Here is a 21,023-nt window from a genome sequence, read left to right as displayed (position 1 = left end):
TTGTCATGCCGGAAGGTTCAACTTCAATGATCACAGCTCGTTGGCCAGCGCCGGTAAATGCTTGTCGGCACGGCATTTCGGGCTTCGCCCGATGATCGGGCTCGCGCTCATTCGTTATATTTTTGATATAACGTCAAGGGAAAGTCATTCACGCGGTCCCGTTTGCGTTCCTAAATTCTCGGTCAAAAAATCGACGAAGCTCCGGACACGCGCTGCAAGGTACTCATGACCGACGAACACCGCATGGACGAGTTCAATATCACCCGGGTTGTAGTCCTCAAGCAACGGGACCAGCCGCCCGGCCTCAATGTCGGCTCTGACATGAAAGAGGCCCAGTCTGGCGATACCAAGCCCCGCCACGCACATCTGCTGTGCGGTCGATCCATTGTTCGAAAGGAAATTTCCGGCGACCGCGGTCGTATCGATCTCCCCGGTTTCGGGGTCTCGAAACGGCCACTCATTCAGTATTCGGCGAAAATTGAAATTGAGACAGTTGTGATGCTCAAGGTCGCGCGGGTGTACCGGGGTCCCGTACTCGGCCAGATAGGCTGGTGAAGCGATGACAACCACCCGGCTCTCGAAGAGCTTGCGCGCCTTCAGGCTCGAACTGCGCATGGGACCGACGCGAATGGCGACATCCGCCCGCTCCTCGATCAGATCGACCACACCGTCGCTCAGCGAAACGTCGAGTTCCACCTCGGGATAGCGCCGCAGAAACTTGGGAACGAGCGGCAAAATGCACATCGTCCCGACGGGCACGGAAGAGTTCACGCGCAACAATCCGCGCGGTGCCGCCGATGCCCCTGAAGCGACGGCCCGTTCCGCCTCGTCAATCTCGGCGACAATACGCAGCGCTCGCTGATGATATATTTCACCTTCCGGCGTCAGTCTGAGGGTGCGGGTCGAGCGCACGAGCAGACGGGTCCCAAGCCTTTCTTCGATACGGCTGATGATTTTACTGACGGCTGATGGCGTAAGGCCCAGGCGTCGCCCCGCGGCGGAAAAGCTGTTGAGGTCGACCGCCTGAACGAAAACTTCCATTTCACCGGCTCGATTGTCCATGTTCGCTGCCACCTATGAATTCGTTTCATAAGTATTGAGCAGTATGCGGCGATTATCAAGGTAATGACGATGAGCCATATTCCCGTCAGCTTTCATCAATTCTCCGGCTGACTCCCGAGCAGCCCGCAAATCAAAGGACAAGACAATGCCTCTCGCTCTTCTGGCGTTGACTATCAGCGCCTACGCCATCGGAACCACGGAGTTCGTCATCGTTGGTCTTTTGCCCACAGTCGCCGACGATCTCCACATTACGCTGCCGCTCGCCGGTCTTATCGTCAGCGTTTATGCACTCGGCGTTACCTTCGGCGCGCCGATCCTCACCGCTCTGACAGGCCGTATCGAGCGCAAGCCGCTGCTGCTTGGTCTGATGGGGCTTTTCATCATTGGCAATACCGCTGCCGCACTCTCGCCGAGCTATGAACTCTTGCTCGTCGCCCGCGTGCTAAGCGCTTTTGCCCATGGCGTATTCTTCTCGGTCGGCGCCACCATCGCTGCCGATCTGGTGGCGCCAAACCGCCGCGCTTCCGCCATTGCCATGATGTTCCTTGGTCTGACCGTCGCGATCGTTACCGGGGTACCGCTTGGCACCTTCATAGGCCAGCAGCTTGGCTGGCGCGCGACATTCTGGGCCGTATCCGGACTGGGTGTCATCGCCTTGCTCGCCATCGCATTCCTGTTACCGTCGAAGATCGCCAAAGCAGAACCTGCGCGGCTTATCGATCAGCTTCGAGTGCTCGCCAGTGGCCGCCTGCTTCTCGCCTTTGCCATGACTGCGCTCGGTTATGGCGGCACCTTCGTCATGTTCACGTTCCTTGCGCCAGTCCTGCAGGAAATCACAGGCTATGCCGGCTCGACCGTCAGCTTGATCCTTGTTCTCTACGGTCTTTCCATTGCTGTGGGCAACATGGTCGGCGGGCGCGTCGCCGACGGCAATCCTGTCGGTGCCCTTGCGGTCATGTTCACGCTGCAAGCGGCAGTGCTGGCGATTTTCACCTTCACCTCGGTCTCGCCTCTCTGGTCTCTGGTGACGCTTGCCGCCCTCGGTGCGCTCTCCTTTTCCAATGTCCCCGGCCTCCAGCTCTATGTCGTGCAACTGGCCAAGATCCACACGCCTGAAACGGTCGACGTTGCCTCGGCACTGAACATCGCCGCCTTCAATCTCGGCATCGCTGGCGGCGCCTTCTTCGGTGGTATCATCGTCGCCTCGCCGCTTGGGCTCGGAGCAACACCATGGGTTGGTTCGCTGCTGGTGGCTGGCGCACTCGGCCTGACGCTCTGGAGTCAGATGCTCGACCGCCGCGCATCGACCCAAGCGGTAGCCGCCTGCTAAAGGGAAAATGATGGGCGGGTGACAGAACAGGATAATTTGCTAAGGTCGGCATGAGATTCGCGAAAGGTTTTCCATGCTGGCCGAAGTGGCATTGCCCATCAAGCTGACATTCAGGCTCTGGTTGCGCTTCTGGCCACAGCTCGTCGCTGTGGTCCTCCTAGGGCTCACCCTTTCGGATTTGCTGATGTGGGTGGCGGTCAAAGCCGCCTATATCAACCACTATGCCGGTCTTGGACTGTTGACCCTCGTTGCGCTCACCCAGCTCGTAACGACGGTTTCCATGATCCAGATCGTGCGACCGGGGCTGCCCTCCGTCAACGCCGCACAAACCCGGGCGGATCAGCAAGCGGCTAAGAGCGAATTCGGCCTGTCTCGCCTCACCACGATCATTGCCGTCGCGCTGCTCCCGTTCTTTGCCTATTACGCAGCCTGGGGTTTTCTTGGCGACACCGTACGCCAATATTCGCGCCTCGCACTTGAGCTGCGGCCATTTGAAGGTGGCGGCGGCAGCGTGCTCGATGTCCTCGACTCGAAATGGATCCTTCTGTCAGTTGCCATTTCGTGGATCGTGCGCAGTTTCGCAAAGGCCATGAAGGAACGCACCAAGCGCTCGGTCTGGGATATCATCATGGTCGTTTGCGAGACCAACTGGATATTCATCGGTCTGTATATCATCAGCCGCTGGAAGGATGACTGGTTGCAGGCACTGGTCGAAGGGCGGTTGTGGTCGTGGTTCGAACAATTCTTCGCGGCACTCGCCTTGCCGGTTTCATCGGCCTTTGCCGCCACCTTGATCCCGGTCGAACAGGTTCCGGAGAACCTCGGTGCGGTCGTGGTCAATCTGTTCTTCCACGCACTCCTGCCGGTGATCTGGCTGGTCATGGTCGCGCTTGTCTACGGCTATGACGTCCGCGATCAAAAAGAACTCATGCGCATTCACCATCGCGTCGAACGCTTTGGCGAGCGATATCAGGCCATTCCGAAATTCCTGCGCGATTTCATCGAGCATTTCATCAGCGGCTATCGCTCAAGATATTTGCCCATCGCGAATGGTGTAAGGCTCACGCTGAATTCCGGACTGCTGCTCATTATCACCTTGATACTCGGCTACCGTTTCATCGAATGGGCTGCGGCCTGGTTATGGCTCGGCACCGCGCACCTGATAGGCCCGCATTCGATCGCCGTGTGGGAAGTCCTTGCGAATGGGGTAACTTTCCTGTTTGGCAGTCCGCTCCAGGATTCATCAACCGGAATTCTCGTAGAACCCTTGCGTATCTGTTTTCTGGCGGCCGTCCTCGAAACAGCCTTTTCGATGACAAAGAGAGCTAGGTCGTAAACCTGAGATAGAAGGGCCGCTCGCTGTGCATCCCTAACGTCGGGACGAGTTCGTCTGCGACATCTGCTGGAACGAGATAATTCTCCTCGATCACTCTACGCTCCCCCTTCTGCGCCCCGGAAAACGCGGTGGAACTGCACGTTTCAATGCCCGGTTGGGGCGAAGGTATTCCCGGCACGCTGGAGGGATACCAGGTGCGTCCCGCACGATCTGTCAGCTTGATAGCACACATAAGCCAGAGATTTTGAAGGTCGGGATCACCGATCTCGACCACAAAACGCGCGATGATTGGCACTGAACCGGCGGGAAGGCGGCCGGGTCTTATGCCTTCCACCCTGCGCAATCCCTGAAACTGCCAGTCGCTGCCGCCATAGCGTTTGGTCTCTCCTGCAGCGACGTCGACAGGCAGCATATCGCGGTACCGGATGAGTTCATCAATGTCTCTGTACGAGATAGACAACAGCGAAATCGGAACGAGGAATAGCAGGGCCCACAGGCTGCGCTTGCGCCATCGCCGCTCCAAAGCAGTCTGCTTTTCCTCAATCAAGTCCGACATCTCATGTTCCTGTTAGCGGCCGCAGCGGATCGTAACTGTCGATAACCAGAGGCTGCCCATCATTGAACGTCTTGAGATCATCGATCGAAATGCGCGCTTCGGAATCCAATGCCGGCTCTACCTTGCCCGAAAGAACCAGCGTTGCCCCGTTCACCTGATCCGGCGTTGTCTCAAAGATGAATCGCACCTTCTTGGGCAATCCCGGAGCAAGCAGGTGCGGCGGCATGCCCGGCGCCCAGCCGATCCGGCCGGACGTTGTGAACTTCAAACCTGTCGGCCCGAGCCAGGTCGCCGCTGCAACGCTTGTACTGCTGGTCGTGGCCGCAAGCTGCGCGGTGACAATCACCCAAAGACCCGAAGTCGTCAGCGTTTTCTTCTCGCCATACCGGGTGAAGTCCAGTTGGCGCGCGAAAACGACCTGATCCAGCGTCACATCGAACTCGCGAGTATGAACTCGGTCGTGCATCTTGCCGTAGACGGGAATCGGCGCCGTCAGTTCACCGAAGCGCGGCTTGGTTTGTTGCATGCCGTAAAGTACGGCGACCGCAAGGATCAAGGCGAAAATATTGGCGAGCCGGCGCACTAGCCTTCCTCCGAGAGCGGCAGGCTTACGGTGCCCGCCGGAGCCTTGCTCCACCAGCCCGGCGTGCCGGTCAGATTGTTGCGCAGCTTGAACTTCCATGCCTCGATACCAAGTTCAATCGTGCCGGTCGGAACGGCATCGGCTGGCACCACCCAGACGTAAGTAATCTTCTCGGGCATTCCGGGCTGCAAATCGGGCAACGACGATCCATCCCGATCAAGATAGGCAAGTGGCTGCTCGGCGATTGCTTGCAATTTCCCAAGCAGATGAAACGTATTGGCATAGCCGCTGTCGGACTGGATCGTACGGTTCATCAATTCGACTGCGAAAACGACGGCCTTCTGCCCTTCCTTCGGCGTTACACTGAAGATCTTCTGGTCGGTCACCCAAGCTTTCAAGGGTTTGATCAGCCATTTGCCCGCATCGAGCGACTCGCCGGCAGTGATTTGCGGCAGTTCCGGTTTGTCCGCTGCCTCGAATGCCCCGAGGGCGAATGCAGTTGCCAGTGCTGCAAATGAGCCGATGCCCGCCGTCAGCCAGGCGATTGCTTTGGTGCGCAGGTTCAGGAAACGGGATCGCATCGGCCCGGTCGTTCTCCTCACGATCTTCGGATTCAATGATGAGTCGCTGTCGCCACGCACCATGCAATGTTTGCGGGGAGAATTTCAAGTCTTGGGAGTTAACGCGCGGCAACTTGTTGAAGGCAAGCGCGCGTCCCCGCAGGCTAGGTGAGTGAAGGAAATCGCGTCACGTCCCTCAGAACCGTGAGGCAACCTGAGGTAGGTAAGCGTTGACCAGACTTACAACTTGTGCGTCGCGGCTTCGTGCCGTCTCTCCGCCCATGACCACTGCCACAAGCTGCCGTCCATTGTCGCTGATGGATGTGACGATATTGAAGCCGGAAGCCCGCACATACCCGGTCTTGATGCCATCCGCGCCGTTCAACTGCGCTAGAACGCGGTTATGCCCGCGGATCAACTTGCCGTTATAGACGAAATCCTGGGTGATGAAATAATAGTATTGTTCAGGGTAGTGCCTGCGCAGCGACATACCAAGCAGTGCCATGTCACGGGCCGTCGTGATCTGCTGCGGGTCGGGCAGACCGGAAGCGTTGTGGAAGTTCGTGCCCCGCATCCCGAGTTGACGTGCCTTTGCCGTCATCTGCGCTGCGAACTGGTCTTCCGTGCCGCCGAGATATTCGGCTAGAACCACGGCGACATCATTGGCGGATTTGACAACGATCGCCTTGATCGCAGTATCGACGTCGATCGTCTGACCCGGCTTCAAACCGAGTTTGCTCGGCGCCTGTGATGCAGCATGAGCGGAGACCGGCAGGAGAGTCGTCTTGGAGATCCGACCGGATTTAAGCGCCTCGAAAGTGAGGTAGAGAGTCATCATCTTGGTCAGCGAGGCAGGTATCCGCGGTAGATCGGCGCTTGCCTGATAAAGAACCGCGCCCGTGCTGCCATCGACCACGATGGATGCGGATTTTTCTGACACCGGAGCAACCGTCGGGGTAACCGTGCTCAGCGTTGCAGCGGTAGTACAACCGCTGGCAGTGCCAAGGATCACCCCTATCAACGCCACTACTTTCGAAAACGAATAGAACGACATAAGAACTCGCGGCACGTTTAAATTCCGGACATAATGCTTATGCGAAAGAGAAGATGTCTAGCGCAGGAGAAGTTAATAATTCAGCTTAGCCCGCTTGTTAGCCGATTTGCGTGCATCGGCCAAGCGTAGTCTCTCACACCAAATTGTCGCGTTCTACGCAGTGAGCACCACCTTGACGCTGCGCGAGCGGTCCAGAGCCACACCAAACGCTTCAGGGGCATCCGCGAGTTTGAACTCGCTGGTTACCAGCCGCAGCACATCGATCTTGCCCTCGACGATCAGTTCGACCGCTTCGAAAAACTCCTCGCCAAAGCGGAATGTCCCGATCAGATCGAGCTCTTTCGACATCACTGCATTTGCAGGAACGGGAATAGATCCGCCCGCAAGATTACCGACTTGAACCACTGTTCCGCCGCGCCTGACCGTGCGAATGGCTGAGGCCAGTCCCGCCGCCGTTCCGGAAATTTCGAAGGCGATATCGTAAGGCGTGGCGGCTGCAAACGTCGCCAGCTGTTCCTCGCCTTGTGACAGGTCTATCGTCTGGTCAGCGCCAAGTTCTTCTGCGAATTTCAAGGGTGCGGCGGCAACGTCGACCATGGCGACCGAACCTGCACCCGCATGTTTCAGTGCCAGCATGGTCAACAGACCGATGGGGCCCGAACCGAATATGATGGTCGACGTTCCTTTGACATGGCCGGCACGGCGTACGGCGTGCAGGCAGACGGCCAGCGGTTCGGCGAGGGCCGCTGCCTGATAGGGCAGGTCCGCTGGGACCTTGACGCATTGCGATGCAGTCGCATCGAACAGACTGGCGAACCCGCCCTGCATGTGCGGGGTTTTCGAAGCCGAGCCCATGAAATAAATGTTCTCGCAAAGGTTTGGCCTACCTTCATGGCAATAGGCGCAGTGTTCGCACCAGCGCGACGGATTGACCGCAACCCGTTCACCAACCGCTACTCCGGTCACGTTGCTCCCGATCTCGACGACCTCACCCGCTACCTCATGACCAAGTATGAGCGGCGAGGTAACGACGAAATCGCCGGTTCTCGCATGACGGAAATAATGCATGTCGGAGCCACATATCCCGGCAGCTCCGAAGTGAACCCGCACCATGTTCGGCGCGAGCTCGCCAAGTTCGATATCGACGACACGAAGATCTTCGGGGCCGAAGAGAGTTGCAGCAATGCCCATGGTACTCATTTGATCAGACCCAGTTGTGTTGGCAGCCAGAGGGTGATGGCCGGAATGAATGTGATGGCGATCAGCGCGATGAACAGTGGAACGAGCCAGGGCAAGATTGCCATTGTCGTGCGCTCGACCGAGAGCTTCGCAACGCGCGACAAGACGAACAATACCATGCCAAGCGGCGGATGCAGCAGGCCAATCATCAGGTTCAATGTCATGATCAAGCCGAAATGCACAGGATCGATGCCGAATTTGAGCACGAGTGGCAGCAGGATCGGGACGAGGATGGTGATGGCGGCAATCGTATCGAGGAAACAGCCGACGAACAGCATCAGCAAGTTTACCAGGATCAGAAACACCCATTTGTTCTCGGTAATCGACAGGATTGCCGTCGACAGGAGCTGAGCCGCCTGGCTCACGGTCAAAAGCCATGCGAAGACAGAGGCCGCCGTCACGATGAACAATACCGAAGCGGTTGTCTCGATTGTATCGAAACTCGCCTTGGCAAGGCTCTTCAAGGTCATTGTCCGGTAGCGCACCAAGCCGAGGAACAGCGACCAAAGGACGGCCGCGACCGCCGCTTCTGTCGGTGTGAACCAGCCCATGGTCATGCCGCCGATGAGGATGACCGGCGTCATCAACGCCATAACGGCGGAGAAATCAAAATACCAGTCGGCGGCGAGGAGCAGCACCAGCGCGATACCGACTGATGCGTTGATGGAAAGGCCGGTGAGCATCAGCAGATAGATGACCACGGGAACGCAAGCGACCACCACGATCTCGAGCGAAGCTTCCAGAAGTTGCTTTATCTCGAACGGTGCGTCGGAGCCCCAGCGCTTCACATAGGCAAAGACGGCAACGGTGACCATCATCAGCACGGTCATGACGATGCCGGGCAGGATGCCAGCCATGAAGAGTGCGCCGATGGAGACGTTGGCCATCATTCCATAGATGACGAAGGGCAATGACGGTGGGAAGATCGGTCCGAGCGTCGCGGAAGCCGCGGTAACGCCGACAGCCGCCTCGACGGGATAGCCGTGGTCCTTCATCGCCTTGATTTCGATAGTGCCGATACCTGCCGCGTCCGCGAGAGCAGTTCCGGACATTCCCGAGAAGATCACGGAGCCGATGATATTGACCTGCGCCAGACCACCCTTCATCCAGCCGACGAGCGCGACGGCGAACGAATAGATGCGGCCGGTGACGCCCGCTGAATTCATGAGATTGCCGGCAAGGATGAAGAATGGCACCGCAAGAAGCGGGAAACTCTCGACACCGGCGATCATGCGCTGCGCCACGATGATATCCGGGGCTACTCCGAAGAAAACGAGATAGAGCACCGAGGCGACGGCCATGGAAATGGCGACCGGCACACCGACGAGCATAAGAATAAGGAAAGTTCCAACAAGCAATAACATTGATCAGTCCTCGATCTTCTGGAATTCTTCGGGACGCTCCAGGACGGAATAGCCCCGGCGAACATTGCGGATGAAAACCTGAACGGCGCGGATCAGCATCAATATGAATGCGACGAGCACGCTGTAAAAAACGATGTTGCGCGGAAGATCGACTGTCACCATGCGTTCTTCAGCAACGATCTCGACGTATCGCCACATCAACCAGACCGCATAGGCAAAGAAGCCGATGCGCACGATATCGACGAAGTTTGACAGCGCGCGAGCGACACCTGCCGGCAGGTAATGATAGAGCACGTCCACCTGAATATGCCGCGAGACGCGCACGCACATCACAGAACCGAGAAACACGACACCGATCAGACAATTGATCGCGATTTCTTCGGTCCAGGCATAGCTGTCGTTCATGACGTATCGCGTAAAGAATTGAAGGAAGACGCATCCTGTCATCAGCCAGAAGACGATCAGCGTCAGCCAATCTTCAATGGCATAATCCGACAGATCAGCCACCGGCGCAGCATCTTCAAAGGAATGGGCAAGCTCTTCGGCGGTTACCGGGGTATGAATTTCATTTGACATGTTCCGTCTCCGGTTGGCGTCAGCATGGGAGGGGGCGGGGCGATAGCATCACCGCCCGGCCCCGTCGGATCATTCCTTGATCGCGCGAATGGCTTCCCAATCGGATTTCTCATAGCCGAAATCCTCGAACTTGACCTTTTCCACCACGTTCTTTTCGAAGTCGGCCTTGTCGACTTCCGTTACGTTGAGGCCCTTTTCCTTGAATGTCGCGACGAGTTCCTTTTCCTTTTCGGCAATCTTCTTGGTCGTGCGTTCGGCAGCTTCCTGCATCACGTCACCGAAGATCTTCTTGTCTTCATCGGAAAGACTGGTCCAGAGCTGCTTGGAAATCACCGTGTTCAAATGATCGACGATGTGACCGGTCAGAATGATGTTCTTCTGCACCTCGAAGAACTTCTTGGCTTCGATCGTCGTCAGCGGGTTTTCCTGCGCCTCGACTGTGCCGTTCTGCAGCGCCAGATAGACTTCCGCGAATGCAATCGGCGTGGTGTTGGCGCCGCAGGCACGCGGCATGGCGAGATAGGCAGGCACATCCGGCACGCGGATCTTCAGACCTTGCATATCCGAACACTTGGCAATCGGCCGGTTAGAAGTCGTGTGGCGCGTTCCATAGTAGCTGACCGCCGCAATGTGGTTGCCGGACTTTGCCTCGTAGCCAGCAGCAAGACGCTTGAAGACGTCACTTTTCGTATAGGCGATCAGATGATCAGGCCCGCGAAAGATATAGGGGAAATAGGTGACGCCGATCGGCTTGTAGTCGCGGGCGGCAAAGCTCGATCCGGAAATGATGATATCGACGGTGCCAAGCTTAAGCCCCTGATTGATATCGGCTTCCTTGCCCAGCTGTGAAGCCGGGAAAACGTCGATCTTGTAACGTCCATTGGTCCGCTTGGCGATCTCTTCGGCCGCCCAGACGGACTCCGTATGGAACGGCTCCGACGTTTCGTACACATGCGCCCATTTGAGCGTCGTTTGCGCCTGCGCCACCACGGCCGATAGCGCGAGAGCGGCAACCGCCCCCAGAATTGTCGTCAGTTTGATCTTCATATCCTAGTCCTCCCAGATTGAATTCAGATCTTGGTACTTCTGCTCCGGCCTCCCGCGGGATGGCCCTTCTCACTTTCCAATTCCTCATCGAAGCTCTTGGAAAATCTCACTTGCGATTGCAGCAGGTGATGCTGCATCGCCGATTTGGCGCGCGCCGGGTCGCCCGAAGCGATGGCGTCGCGGATGGCCCGGTGTTCCTCGAACGCTTCGCGCCAGGAAGCGGGGCTTTCGAAATAGCTAGCAAGCTTCTCGAAATAGGGCGTCATCCTCTGATCGAAGAGCTCACCGACAAATCGATTGAGCGCGGCATTTTCGATAATACCGGCGATCGTCGTGTGAAAAGTCCGGTCAAGCGCGATGGATGTGCGTGGATCGTTGAAGGTACTCGCCATCTTCGTCAGCACATCATCCAGCGCATCGATATGGGCGGGCATAATTGCCTTGGCCGCCTCTTCCGCGATCGCACATTCGATTAACGCACGGGCGCGCAGCAGTTCGAATGGTCCTTCCAGATCTTCCGCTTGTGCAGGTGCAGGCTTCTCGGGCCGGCGGGTGACATAGATGCCAGAACCCATGCGAATATGCACAAGCCCTTCAACCTCAAGCGCAATCAGCGCTTCGCGGATGGTCGGACGGGATACGCCTAGTTTTTCCGCAAGTTCGCGCTCACCGGGCAGCCGCTCACCCACGGCAAACTCGCCGCTTTCGATCAGCGTGCGTATCTGGTCTGCCACCTGCCGGTACAAGCGGCGCGGCTGGATCGCTGCAAACATCAGGCCGTAAACTCACAAATCTGGTAGAAATGGCGCCTGATACGGCAAGAAGATGCGAGGAGAAGCGCGAAGGGCGGGGTCTTTCCCCCGGCCGAGCGGTTCGACACTGCAGCTTGCAGCCGGATCAGTGTCCGCAGGATATGGTCCATCTTCCCGGCAACAGCGTCGCAAGGGACTTGAAAGTGGATAAACATTGTCTTCGCCCTTGCTCCTCGTATCCGAAAAGATGGCCTCATACCATTTCCATCAGATTTATGAGTTCACGGCCTAGTCCTCCCCGCACGGCTCTCCCTTCCGCACTCGACTGGTAAACTGGCCTTACCAATATACAACTGATACATTGATATATATGCTGGAGTCAAGGCAGGCTTGATTCGACGAAAACTCCAAAGGTGCACTGTAAAATGGAGTGCTGTATCATATTGTTACTCGTTGTATTGGAAAGTGATTGCCCCACGCGCCTGCGAACAAGCTATGACAGCTTAACATCTGCCTCGTCCATTCGGTGACCAATGCTTTTTGATATTCGATTGCCGCGCGCCTTTGCCTGCCTGAGCCTGGCTTTGGTACTCGGCGCTTGCACGACAGCCGATCCGAAATTGCCCAATGCAGCGTCCATTCCGCTTCCCGAACCATCGCCGCGGCTTGCAAATGCCGTAGACGCCAAGCCACTACCGAAATCTTCGGACAGGTCGTCCGTCGACGGTCTGATCTCGAAATATTCCGTCGCCTATGCCGTCCCGGAATCGCTGGTACGCCGTGTCGTGCAGCGCGAGAGCCGATTCAATCCGGCTGCCCGCAACGGTCCGTATTGGGGCTTGATGCAGATGCTGCCCGCGACCGCGCGCGGTATGGGACATGACGGCAGCGCCAAGGATCTTCTCGATGCCGAGACGAATCTCAAATATGGCGTGAGATATCTGGCCGGGGCCTACAAGGTCGCTGATTACAATCCGGACCAGGCTGTGCGGCTCTATTCACGCGGCTATTATTTCCAGGCCAAGCGCAAGGGCATGCTCGACGTGCTCGAGCCGGCATCGCCGGTTCAAACCGCTGCCGCTTCCGATCCTGCTCCGGTTGCGGGCAATGCTGCGGTGGCTGTGACAGCTCCAACGGCAACCCAACCGTCCCCACCAGCATCTCCGGCCACCGCGCAACTCGCTTATGCGAGCGATCAAGTCGTTCTCCCCGCGATGGTCCCCTTGCCGTTCGAGCGGCCCGAAATGATCGACGCCGTCATGCCGGCCACCAGCGGTGGAAGTGGTGCACAGGTCCGCGGCCCCGCCCCACTTTAAGTGTTTCGGCCGCGGCAATCGCCGCCGTCAGATAGTCTTTCGCTTCAGTTACAGCCTCACCTACACTGAGACCTTTGGCCAATCCGGCGGTTATCGCAGCGGCCAGAGTGCAGCCCGTGCCATGGTCATTTTTCGTGATGATGCGCGGGGTTGAAAAGCGCCGCATCGCGGCACCGTCGAACAACAGGTCGGTGCTCATCTCGGATTTCGCATGGCCGCCCTTGACCAGCACCGCCGCGGCGCCAAGCGCCAGCAGTTTCTCTGCCTGCCGGGCCATCGCGGCTTCGTCCTCTGCCATGGACTCACCCGTCAGCAACGCCGCTTCCGGCAGATTGGGCGTCAATATCAAGGCGCGCGGCAGAAGCAGCTGCCGCAATGCTTCAATAGACTCCGGCTGCAACAGGCGGTCGCCTGATGTAGCGACCATAACCGGGTCCAGTACCACCCTGCGGTTCCAATGCTCCAGCGCGCCGGAGATTGCCTCGATCGTTTCGACCACGCCGACCATGCCGATCTTGATCGCCTGCACGTCGATATCCGACAGGACAGCATCGATCTGCGCGCGGACGATGCCAGGCGAGAGGTTCTCTATAGCAGTCACCCCGCGTGTGTTCTGGGCGGTGATCGCCGTCAAAACACTGGTGCCATAAACGCCAAGCGCCGAGAATGTCTTCAAGTCCGCCTGGACGCCTGCGCCTCCGCCGCTGTCCGAACCGGCAATCGTCAATGCAATTGCAGTCATGCCCGTTCCTTCAACGCCTCATCGACCGCCGCCAGCAATGCAGCGGTTGCGCCTTGCGGATCGTCCTGCCGGAAGATAGCCGAAATTACCGCGACGCCATCGGCTCCCGCGGCAATGGCCGGCGGCGTTCGCGCAAGATCGATGCCGGCGATCGCGCCGATCGGCAGGTCGGGCTTTACCTTACGAATGATTGGTGCCAGACGGCTGAATCCTTCAAAGCCGATAGGTTGCAGATTGTGCTTTGCCGGTGTCTCGAACAGGCCGCCAATACAGGCATAGTCGATGTCAGCCTCGATGGCCGCCTGGGCGTCTGCTTCGTCTTTGACCGTCAGGCCGATGATCGCGTCCGGTCCTAGCAGACGACGCACGTCTGCCACGCGCATGTCCTCGCGCCCGACATGCACGCCTTCGACGCCGGCGGCGAGCGCCACGTCGATACGGTCGTTGACGACAAGCGGCACCCCGGTCCCGTTCAAAGCCGCGTGGATCGTTCTCGCCCGCTCGACCATAAGGCGCGTCGGCGAGTTCTTGTCACGATACTGGATGATCGTAGCGCCACCACGCGCAGCGCTAAGCGCAAGCTGGCCCAGGTCCCTGCTCCCGCCGATAGCATCGACATCGACAATGGCGTTCAGCCGGTAATCTACTTTTGGCATAAGTTCTCTCTTTGAGTTGCAATATTCAGTTTAATTCCACAGCGATGTCTTCGATCTTTGGGACGCTCTTGATCAGCCCCGCATCGTGCATGAAGCCGCCGAACCGTTCGTAGCGGCGCCGATCCAGCGCAGCCGGCCGCTTGGCAAAGCGCGGCAGCGTGTCGATCCAGGCCTGCTTGTTCAATGGATTGTCCAGGTCCGGATAGGCCTGGATAAAAAGCTGCCAGGATTCGTCCGGGTGGTTGGTCAGAAAGATCGCGCCCTTCTCCACGGCAGCGAGAAAGCGCTGTAACCGGTCGTCCTTCAGCAAGTCCGGGTGCGTAACGAAAATAAGCTCGTCATAGGGAGGCACGCCATGTTCTTCCGGGAAGAAGGCGAGCCCCTTGTGCCCTTCCTGCGCCATCTGCGTCAGCTCGAAATTGCGATAGGCACTGACGGTCGCGTCGACCTGCCTAGAAATCAGCGCGGTGGAGAGGGCAAAGTTGACATTGATCAACTCGACATCCCTGGTCGACAGGCCTTCCTCCTTCAGCATGGCGCCCAGCATGGTATCTTCGAAGCCTGCGACCGAGAAGCCAACCTTCTTGCCTTTCAAATCCTTCAGGCTCTTGATTGGCCCATCCGCCAGCGTCATGACCGTATTGAGGGGTGTTTCGACCAGCGTGCCGAACCGAACCAGCGGCAGGCCTTCATCATGGTCAAGAAAAAGTGTGGGCTGATAATGGATGGCGATGTCCGCCTGCTTTGCCGCAACGAGGCGCGGCGGTGCTGCCGGATCGGCCGGCGGGATCAGCTCGACATCCAGACCGGCTTCCGCGAAGTAGCCCTTCTCTTTGGCGATGACCAGCAGCGCATGGTCGGGATTGACGAACCATTCCAGAAGAATCGTCAGCTTGTCGGCCGCGATGGCCGGGCCGGAAATGCCGATCGCAGAAATGGCGAGACAGATCATGAAGATCAGGGGATGAATGCGAAACATCGAAGGTCCTTTTACATGCTGTGAATGGGGAATTGTCATGCCTCACGCGCCCATGGCGTCAGCCGTTTTGCCAGCGCATCCACAAGGAAGCGCAGGGCGATAGTCAGCGTGGCGAGAATGATGAGGGCAGCAAACAGCGTATCCGTCTGCATGCGTGCATTGGCCTGAAGCATGACGAAGCCGAGACCGCGCGACGAGCCGACCCATTCGCCGATGACAGCGCCGATCGGGGCAAAAACCGCCGCGACGCGCAAGCCGGAACCCAGTGCGGGCAAGGCGCTCGGCACACGTACAAGGAACAGTGTCGCGAGGGGAGATGCCTGTGTCAGCGCTGCCGCGTCGAGCAGATCCTGATTGGTACGCTGCAGACCGTCAGCAAAGGCCGAGGCGACTGGAAAGAAGATGATGAGGCTTGCCATGACGACCTTGGAGGCAAGGCCGAACCCGAACCACAGCACCAGCAGCGGCGCGATCGCGAAAACTGGCAGGGCCTGCAGCACGAGCATCAGAGGCCAGACGATCTGCCGGAAACCGGGCAGGGCACTGACGAGGAGCGCGGTAAGGATGCCTGCCAGCGCCCCGAACATCAGCCCGAGGACGATTTCCATCAGGGTGATGACAGCGTTGGCCAGCAGATAGTTCTGCTCGTCGGCCAGCGTAGCAATAACCGTCAATGGTCCCGGCAGGATGAAACGCGGAGGCACCATCACCCAGACGATTACTTGCCAGCAAAGGACCACCGCCAGCAAAGCTGCGGTTATCTGTAAAACCAGGCGCATGGCGCTGTTCACGCCACTACCGTTTCTGCCGGAGCGTATTTAAGGGAACGGGCACGGTCTGGACTCCATCATGATCGGAGATCCGGATATGTGCGAAGACAAGACTTGAGATGTGCGAAGAAAGCTCAATTCCCGTTCCTACGCCGGCATAACCCGGATCAGGTTCAAGGGTCCAGCTCGACGCTATCTCAGCACTGTACAGTGCCCCCCTCGGAATGAAATCATGATGGAGCGGCGCAAGGACAAAGTCAATTGCGCCGCTGTGGTTGTTTACGAACCTAGTTTGTCAGACGGACGTTCTCGCCATCCACGGATTTACAGGCGGCCTCAACCTGGTAGAAAAAGTCCTGCTGTGCAAAGCCACCACCATCTTCCCAGGCGTGATCTTGCTTGCCACCGCAGTTGAACAACGAGTCCAGTGGAGGCGTGGAACCCTTCTTTAGCTGCACGCCCTCGACGAACAGATAATCTACCGTATTTGGATCGTCGGTTCGCAACGTCAGGTTATAACTGCTGGAGGAAGCGCTCGGTACGCAAAGAGTATGATTGGAGTCCGCAGGATCGGCTGTGTACTTGTATCCAATGTCGCAACCATCGTTTTTGACTTCCATCTTGAGATACAACTTGTCGTAATCTCCAAGATTAATGGTCGTATTGTCTGGCGGCACCTGGGTTTTGACACCCGTACCACGACCATTCGCGCTGTTGGGTCCACTTCTGTAGGCACTAGTGTAGGTTATGGTTCCCACCACGGTTTCCTGGCCGTTCTTCACGACCACAATGGAAACCTTCTTGAAGTACCAGCCGTACATGTCACCGGGAATAAATTTCGCCGTTGTCGGTTTCAATGGCGCCAAAGCCGTTGCATTCACACCGATCGCCACCTTGTCCTGCTTCAGCAGATGCATGAACACTGTGTTTGTTCCGCCGCTGATTGCGACGTTGACCTTTTGATCGGCCGCAGTGAATTTGATGGTAACCTTGTCCGCTTCCGCACCGAGATTGGCCTTGAGGTAGGCTTTTGCACGCGCTTCTGCCGCCGCAGAATTCGACCCGGTGAAAACCGAAGCGCCGGCCAATGCTGCTGAGTCAGCGGCGTTCTGCAATTTGGACCGCTCATTGCTCGCGAGGCTGTAATCCACGGCCAGCCCGGTCATCCCCATGATGGGTATCAGCAGCAATCCGAAGGTTAGCGCTGTTGCCCCGCTGCGGTCTTTCAGGAAATCTCGAATTTTTTTCATTGGCCCACTCCGTCGTTACATGGACCTTTGAATCTGCGGCGTAAATTCGTGCTTAGGAAATTCGTTCACATTTTCACGATCATGCTGGGGCAGCACGATTTGTGTAAAATGATTGTCGGAATGGTAAAAAACCAATGAAGATTGTTAGAGCCCAGGCTGGATATCCGGCCGGACGAAACCTTGACTCGCGACGAGAAGATTGCGTGTGTAGTCCTGCGTGACCTTGCGTTTGGCAAGTTCTGATGCCGTCAGCCGCTCCACTTCGGCACCATTCTGCATGACCATCAGCCGGTCGCACATATGGGTGACCACGGCCAGATCATGGCTTACCATGAGGAAAGTCAGTTTGCGGTCGCGCCTGATCTGCTCGAGCAAGTTCAATACCTCAGCCTGAACCGAGGCATCGAGCGCCGAGGTGGGCTCATCGAGCAGCAGGATCGACGGTTCGAGGATAAGCGCCCGGGCGATGGCGACGCGCTGACGTTGACCGCCCGATAGCTGGTGGGAATAGCGGAAACGGAAGCTCGATCCCAATCCCACTTCATCGAGTGCGCGCAAGATGCGCTTTTCGATATCACCGAAACCATGAATCACCAGCGGTTCCAACAATAACCGATCCACGGTCTGGCGTGGGTGCAGCGAGCCGTAAGGGTCCTGGAATACCATCTGCACTTCACGGTAGAACGTCTTGGTGCGGGACGAACCCAGCGTTTTGCCGTTGACGGTAATCGTTCCGGCGCTGACCGGCGCGAGACCTGCGACAGCGCGCAGCAATGTGGATTTTCCCGAACCGGATTCCCCGACGAGACCGAAGGATTCGCCCGGTGCCACATCGAGGCTGACGCCGCGCAGGGCGAGAAAGCGGTCGAATTTCACTTCAAGCTTTTCAATGACCAATGCCTGGGACCGGGTTGGTGTCATGCGGTCCACTCCGGCTTGCGGTCGAGTACTGGCAGCGGATGCCGGTCGGCCCCGATCTGCGGCATGCAATTGAGCAGGCCTTGCGTGTAGGGATGCTTGGCATTGTGCAAGTCGGTGGCGGCAATTTCCTCAACGATCCGGCCCGCATACATGACGATGACGCGGTCGCAAAACGATGAAACGAGCCGCAGATCATGCGAAATGAAGATCAGCCCCATGCCGCGATCCCGCACCAGATTGTCGAGAATCCTCAGCACGTCGAGTTGCACGGTAACATCCAGCGCCGAGGTTGGCTCATCGGCGATCAGCAATTCCGGCCCGGTGATCAGCATCATGGCAATCATTGCGCGCTGCCCCATGCCGCCCGAAACCTCATGCGGATGCAAATCGTAGACCCGCTCCGCATCACGGATCTGTACGGCGGCAAGCATGTCGAGCGCCCGTTTGCGCGCCTCGGCTTTGCTGACCTTCTCGTGCGTCCTGAGCGTTTCGACGATCTGGCGGCCGATACTCATGACAGGATTGAGCGAATATTTCGGATCCTGCAGGATCATGGCAATGCGGTTGCCGCGAAGACTCCGCCGCTGCTTCACCGACGCGTCAAGCAGGTCGATGCCGTCGAAGTTGAGCTTCTGTGCAGTGATCTTCGCATGTGGTGGTGTCAGCCCCATGATGGCGCGGCCGGTCTGGGATTTGCCTGAACCGGACTCGCCGACGATCCCGAGCCGCTCGCGGCCAAGCGTGAAGGAAACGCCGCGCACCGCATCGATGGTGCCGGTGCGGGTTGGAAACTGCACGCGAAGGTCCTCTACGGTCAGCATCGTGCTCATTGGGTGCTGCCCCGCGGGTCGAGTGCATCGCGCAAGCCATCGCCTAGAAGATTGAAGCCGAGGCTGACGATCAGGATGGCAAAGCCCGGCGCTGCCGCAACCCACCACTGATCCATGATGAAGCGGCGTCCTGATGCGATCATCGCACCCCATTCCGGCAAGGGCGGCTGCGCACCGAGGCCGAGAAAGCCAAGCCCGGCGGCAGTCAGGATGATACCCGCCATGTCCAGCGTTACGCGCACGATCAGTGATGAGAGACACAGCGGCATGATGTGACGCAGCACGATCCTGATCGGCGACGCACCCATCAACCGCACCGCGGCAATGTAGTCGGAGTTGCGCACGGTCAGCGTTTCGGCGCGCGCGATACGCGCATAAGGCGGCCATGAGGTGATCGCAATGGCGATGACGGCGTTCTCGATACCGGGCCCGAGCGCGGCGACAAAGGCCAAGGCAAGAATAAGCTTGGGAAACGCCAGGAAGATATCGGTGATGCGCATCAGGATTGAATCGGTCCAGCCCCCGGCATAGCCCGCGATGGTTCCAACCAGAAGCCCGATAGGCGCTGCGATGATGGCAACCAGGATGACCACATAGAGCGTCAGCCGCGAGCCATAAATCAACCGCGAAAGAATATCGCGGCCTTGGTCGTCGGTGCCGAGCAGATATTCACCTCCCGGCGGCAACAGGCGCGCATTGCGCAAATCGCCGACCACCGGAGAATGCGGCGCAAGCACATTTGCAAAAGCTGCGACAAGCAGAAGCGCAATGATGATACCGAGACCAACGACCGCCAGCTTGTTGCTGGCGAAGCGGCTCCAGACCAGATAGGCCCGGCCCAGTCGTGCCTGCATGCGCGATTGCGGCCGGTCACTCATCAGCCATTCGCGGCGAGAAAGGGGACGTGCTGTCATCTCAATACCCATGCAATTGGGCAGAGGGTGGCGAAAACATGGATTTTATAGCACCGGAACGCAGTACGTCTGGGTACGTGTGCACCGGAGCACAGAAAATTGACGTTGGCGACCCGCTCTGGCAAATTTTTCATCGTGCGCGCGTCCGTGGGTCAAGCGCCCGATACAAAAGATCGGACAAAAGGTTGATGGCGACGAAGACAGTGCCAATGATGATTGTGCCGCCCAGCACTGCGTTCATGTCGGCGTTCTGCAATGAATTGGTGATGTAGAGCCCGAGCCCCGGCCATGAGAAAACCGTCTCGGTCAGCACCGAACCTTCGAGCAACCCGGCATAGGACAGCGCGATCACGGTTACCAGCGGCACCGCGGCATTGCGCAGGGCATGGCCCCAGATGATGCGCGTTTCGGAAAGACCCTTGGCTCGCGCCGCCACGATATATTCCTGCTCCAGTTCATTGAGCATGAATGATCGCGTCATCCGGCTGATATAGGCCAGTGAGAAGTAGCCGAGCAGCGAGGCGGGCAGAATGATGAAGCTGAAAATGTTGCGAAACGCTTCCCAGTTCTGCTGCAGAACCGCATCGAGCAGGTAGAAACCCGTGATCGGCGTGAAAGTATATTCATAGACGACATCGATGCGGCCTGGACCGGAAGTCCAGCCGAGCTTGGCGTAGAACACGACTAGTCCGATCATTCCAAGCCAGAAGATCGGGACGGAATAGCCGATGAGGCCGATGACGCGAACGATCTGATCGATAATGCTGCCGCGTTTGACCGCCGCAAGAACGCCTAGCGGCACCCCAAAAACCGCCCCGATGAGCGTGCCGAAAGTGGCAAGCTCCATCGTGGCGGGGAAGACGCGTCTTATGTCCTGCATGACCGGGTTGGTAGTCAAAACCGAACTGCCGAAATTGCCTTCCAACACGCCTTGCATATAGATGAAGAACTGCCGGTAAAGCGGCAGATTAAGACCGAGTTCTTCTCGCACCCGTTCGACCACGTGGGCAGGCGCCCGGTCGCCAACTATGGCCAGAGCCGGATCGATCGGAATGACCCGTCCGATAAAGAATGTGACGGCAATGAGCCCCAGAAAGGTGATGATGCCGATCAGAACGAATCTGCCGGCGGCCAAAGCGAAGTTCGAAGCCCAGGCGCCCGAGCGCCTGGACTCCAGTTGCATGTC

Annotated in this window: 22 protein-coding genes and 1 riboswitch; of the genes, 3 read left to right on the top strand and 19 right to left on the bottom strand. The window is 58.0% G+C overall.

Features of this window, described 5'->3' with window-relative positions; genetic code table 11:
• Positions 1 to 144 precede the first annotated feature (144 nt).
• On the bottom strand, positions 145 to 1,062 hold the full coding sequence (locus tag J2X72_RS05030; protein WP_310069059.1) for a LysR family transcriptional regulator: 918 nt from the start codon (positions 1,060 to 1,062) through the stop codon (positions 145 to 147).
• Between the two features lie 145 nt (positions 1,063 to 1,207).
• On the opposite strand from J2X72_RS05030, the gene J2X72_RS05025 reads away from it, so the two are divergent.
• On the top strand, positions 1,208 to 2,392 hold the full coding sequence (locus J2X72_RS05025) for an MFS transporter (protein ID WP_310069057.1): 1,185 nt from the start codon (positions 1,208 to 1,210) through the stop codon (positions 2,390 to 2,392).
• 73 nt (positions 2,393 to 2,465) lie between these two features.
• Positions 2,466 to 3,728 (top strand): hypothetical protein, encoded by a 1,263-nt coding sequence (locus tag J2X72_RS05020; protein ID WP_310069056.1) that lies wholly within the window; start codon positions 2,466 to 2,468, stop codon positions 3,726 to 3,728.
• On the opposite strand, the gene J2X72_RS05015 is transcribed toward J2X72_RS05020, so the two are convergent.
• The 9 genes from J2X72_RS05015 to J2X72_RS04975 form a co-directional block, all read right to left on the bottom strand.
• Positions 3,718 to 4,284, bottom strand: a complete 567-nt coding sequence (locus J2X72_RS05015; protein ID WP_310069054.1) for a hypothetical protein — start codon at positions 4,282 to 4,284, stop codon at positions 3,718 to 3,720. The genes J2X72_RS05020 and J2X72_RS05015 overlap by 11 nt on opposite strands.
• Before the next feature lies 1 nt (position 4,285).
• The gene (locus tag J2X72_RS05010) at positions 4,286 to 4,966 is read right to left on the bottom strand and encodes a hypothetical protein (RefSeq protein ID WP_310069051.1); all 681 of its coding nucleotides are present in this window, start codon (positions 4,964 to 4,966) and stop codon (positions 4,286 to 4,288) included.
• Positions 4,867 to 5,448 carry a hypothetical protein gene (locus J2X72_RS05005; protein WP_310069048.1) on the bottom strand — a complete coding sequence of 194 codons (582 nt, stop codon included), beginning with the start codon at positions 5,446 to 5,448 and terminating at the stop codon, positions 4,867 to 4,869. Before J2X72_RS05005 ends, J2X72_RS05010 begins: the two co-directional genes overlap by 100 nt.
• Positions 5,449 to 5,623: 175 nt before the next feature.
• On the bottom strand, positions 5,624 to 6,481 hold the full coding sequence (locus J2X72_RS05000; RefSeq protein WP_405044653.1) for a D-alanyl-D-alanine carboxypeptidase family protein: 858 nt from the start codon (positions 6,479 to 6,481) through the stop codon (positions 5,624 to 5,626).
• Positions 6,482 to 6,634: 153 nt separating this feature from the next.
• On the bottom strand, positions 6,635 to 7,681 hold the full coding sequence (locus J2X72_RS04995) for an L-idonate 5-dehydrogenase (protein ID WP_310069043.1): 1,047 nt from the start codon (positions 7,679 to 7,681) through the stop codon (positions 6,635 to 6,637).
• On the bottom strand, positions 7,678 to 9,084 hold the full coding sequence (locus J2X72_RS04990; protein ID WP_209998309.1) for a TRAP transporter large permease: 1,407 nt from the start codon (positions 9,082 to 9,084) through the stop codon (positions 7,678 to 7,680). Before J2X72_RS04990 ends, J2X72_RS04995 begins: the two co-directional genes overlap by 4 nt.
• 3 nt (positions 9,085 to 9,087) lie before the next feature.
• On the bottom strand, positions 9,088 to 9,660 hold the full coding sequence (locus J2X72_RS04985) for a TRAP transporter small permease (protein WP_112531077.1): 573 nt from the start codon (positions 9,658 to 9,660) through the stop codon (positions 9,088 to 9,090).
• 69 nt (positions 9,661 to 9,729) lie between these two features.
• Complete coding sequence (locus J2X72_RS04980) at positions 9,730 to 10,707, bottom strand: sialic acid TRAP transporter substrate-binding protein SiaP (protein WP_209998310.1); 978 nt, start codon at positions 10,705 to 10,707, stop codon at positions 9,730 to 9,732.
• Between the two features lie 23 nt (positions 10,708 to 10,730).
• Entirely contained in the window at positions 10,731 to 11,480 is a 750-nt protein-coding gene (locus J2X72_RS04975) for a FadR/GntR family transcriptional regulator (protein WP_209998311.1), read from the bottom strand.
• Positions 11,481 to 11,992: 512 nt separating this feature from the next.
• Here J2X72_RS04975 and J2X72_RS25045 point away from each other — a divergent pair.
• The gene (locus tag J2X72_RS25045) at positions 11,993 to 12,775 is read left to right on the top strand and encodes a transglycosylase SLT domain-containing protein (RefSeq protein ID WP_405044641.1); all 783 of its coding nucleotides are present in this window, start codon (positions 11,993 to 11,995) and stop codon (positions 12,773 to 12,775) included.
• Here the strand turns inward: J2X72_RS25045 and thiD are convergent.
• The 9 genes from thiD to J2X72_RS04925 all read right to left on the bottom strand — a co-directional run bounded on the left by thiD (position 12,717) and on the right by J2X72_RS04925 (position 21,020).
• A complete protein-coding gene (thiD, locus tag J2X72_RS04965; protein WP_310069036.1) occupies positions 12,717 to 13,517 on the bottom strand; it encodes a bifunctional hydroxymethylpyrimidine kinase/phosphomethylpyrimidine kinase in 801 nt (266 codons plus the stop codon). The genes J2X72_RS25045 and thiD overlap by 59 nt on opposite strands.
• Complete coding sequence (thiE, locus tag J2X72_RS04960; protein WP_310069034.1) at positions 13,514 to 14,173, bottom strand: thiamine phosphate synthase; 660 nt, start codon at positions 14,171 to 14,173, stop codon at positions 13,514 to 13,516. The genes thiD and thiE overlap by 4 nt, the downstream gene beginning before the upstream one ends.
• 25 nt (positions 14,174 to 14,198) lie before the next feature.
• The gene (locus tag J2X72_RS04955; RefSeq protein WP_310069344.1) at positions 14,199 to 15,125 is read right to left on the bottom strand and encodes an ABC transporter substrate-binding protein; all 927 of its coding nucleotides are present in this window, start codon (positions 15,123 to 15,125) and stop codon (positions 14,199 to 14,201) included.
• Positions 15,126 to 15,187: 62 nt separating this feature from the next.
• Entirely contained in the window at positions 15,188 to 15,931 is a 744-nt protein-coding gene (locus J2X72_RS04950) for an ABC transporter permease (protein WP_310069031.1), read from the bottom strand.
• 118 nt (positions 15,932 to 16,049) lie between these two features.
• Positions 16,050 to 16,152, bottom strand: a riboswitch (TPP riboswitch).
• A gap of 57 nt (positions 16,153 to 16,209) precedes the next feature.
• Positions 16,210 to 17,172, bottom strand: coding sequence for a TadE/TadG family type IV pilus assembly protein (locus J2X72_RS04945; protein WP_209998318.1), 963 nt, complete (start codon positions 17,170 to 17,172; stop codon positions 16,210 to 16,212).
• Positions 17,173 to 17,316: 144 nt separating this feature from the next.
• The gene (locus tag J2X72_RS04940; RefSeq protein ID WP_310069027.1) at positions 17,317 to 18,093 is read right to left on the bottom strand and encodes an ABC transporter ATP-binding protein; all 777 of its coding nucleotides are present in this window, start codon (positions 18,091 to 18,093) and stop codon (positions 17,317 to 17,319) included.
• Positions 18,090 to 18,923, bottom strand: a complete 834-nt coding sequence (locus J2X72_RS04935) for an ABC transporter ATP-binding protein (protein ID WP_310069025.1) — start codon at positions 18,921 to 18,923, stop codon at positions 18,090 to 18,092. The genes J2X72_RS04940 and J2X72_RS04935 overlap by 4 nt, the downstream gene beginning before the upstream one ends.
• A complete protein-coding gene (nikC, locus tag J2X72_RS04930) occupies positions 18,920 to 19,837 on the bottom strand; it encodes a nickel transporter permease (protein ID WP_209998321.1) in 918 nt (305 codons plus the stop codon). The genes J2X72_RS04935 and nikC overlap by 4 nt, the downstream gene beginning before the upstream one ends.
• A gap of 130 nt (positions 19,838 to 19,967) precedes the next feature.
• A complete protein-coding gene (locus tag J2X72_RS04925) occupies positions 19,968 to 21,020 on the bottom strand; it encodes an ABC transporter permease (protein WP_209999784.1) in 1,053 nt (350 codons plus the stop codon).
• Between the last annotated feature and the right edge of the window lie 3 nt (positions 21,021 to 21,023).

The organism is Phyllobacterium sp. 1468, assembly GCF_031455525.1.
GTDB lineage: Bacteria > Pseudomonadota > Alphaproteobacteria > Rhizobiales > Rhizobiaceae > Phyllobacterium.
Note: the sequence above shows the minus strand (reverse complement) of the source record. Positions and strands in the feature narration are given on the sequence as shown.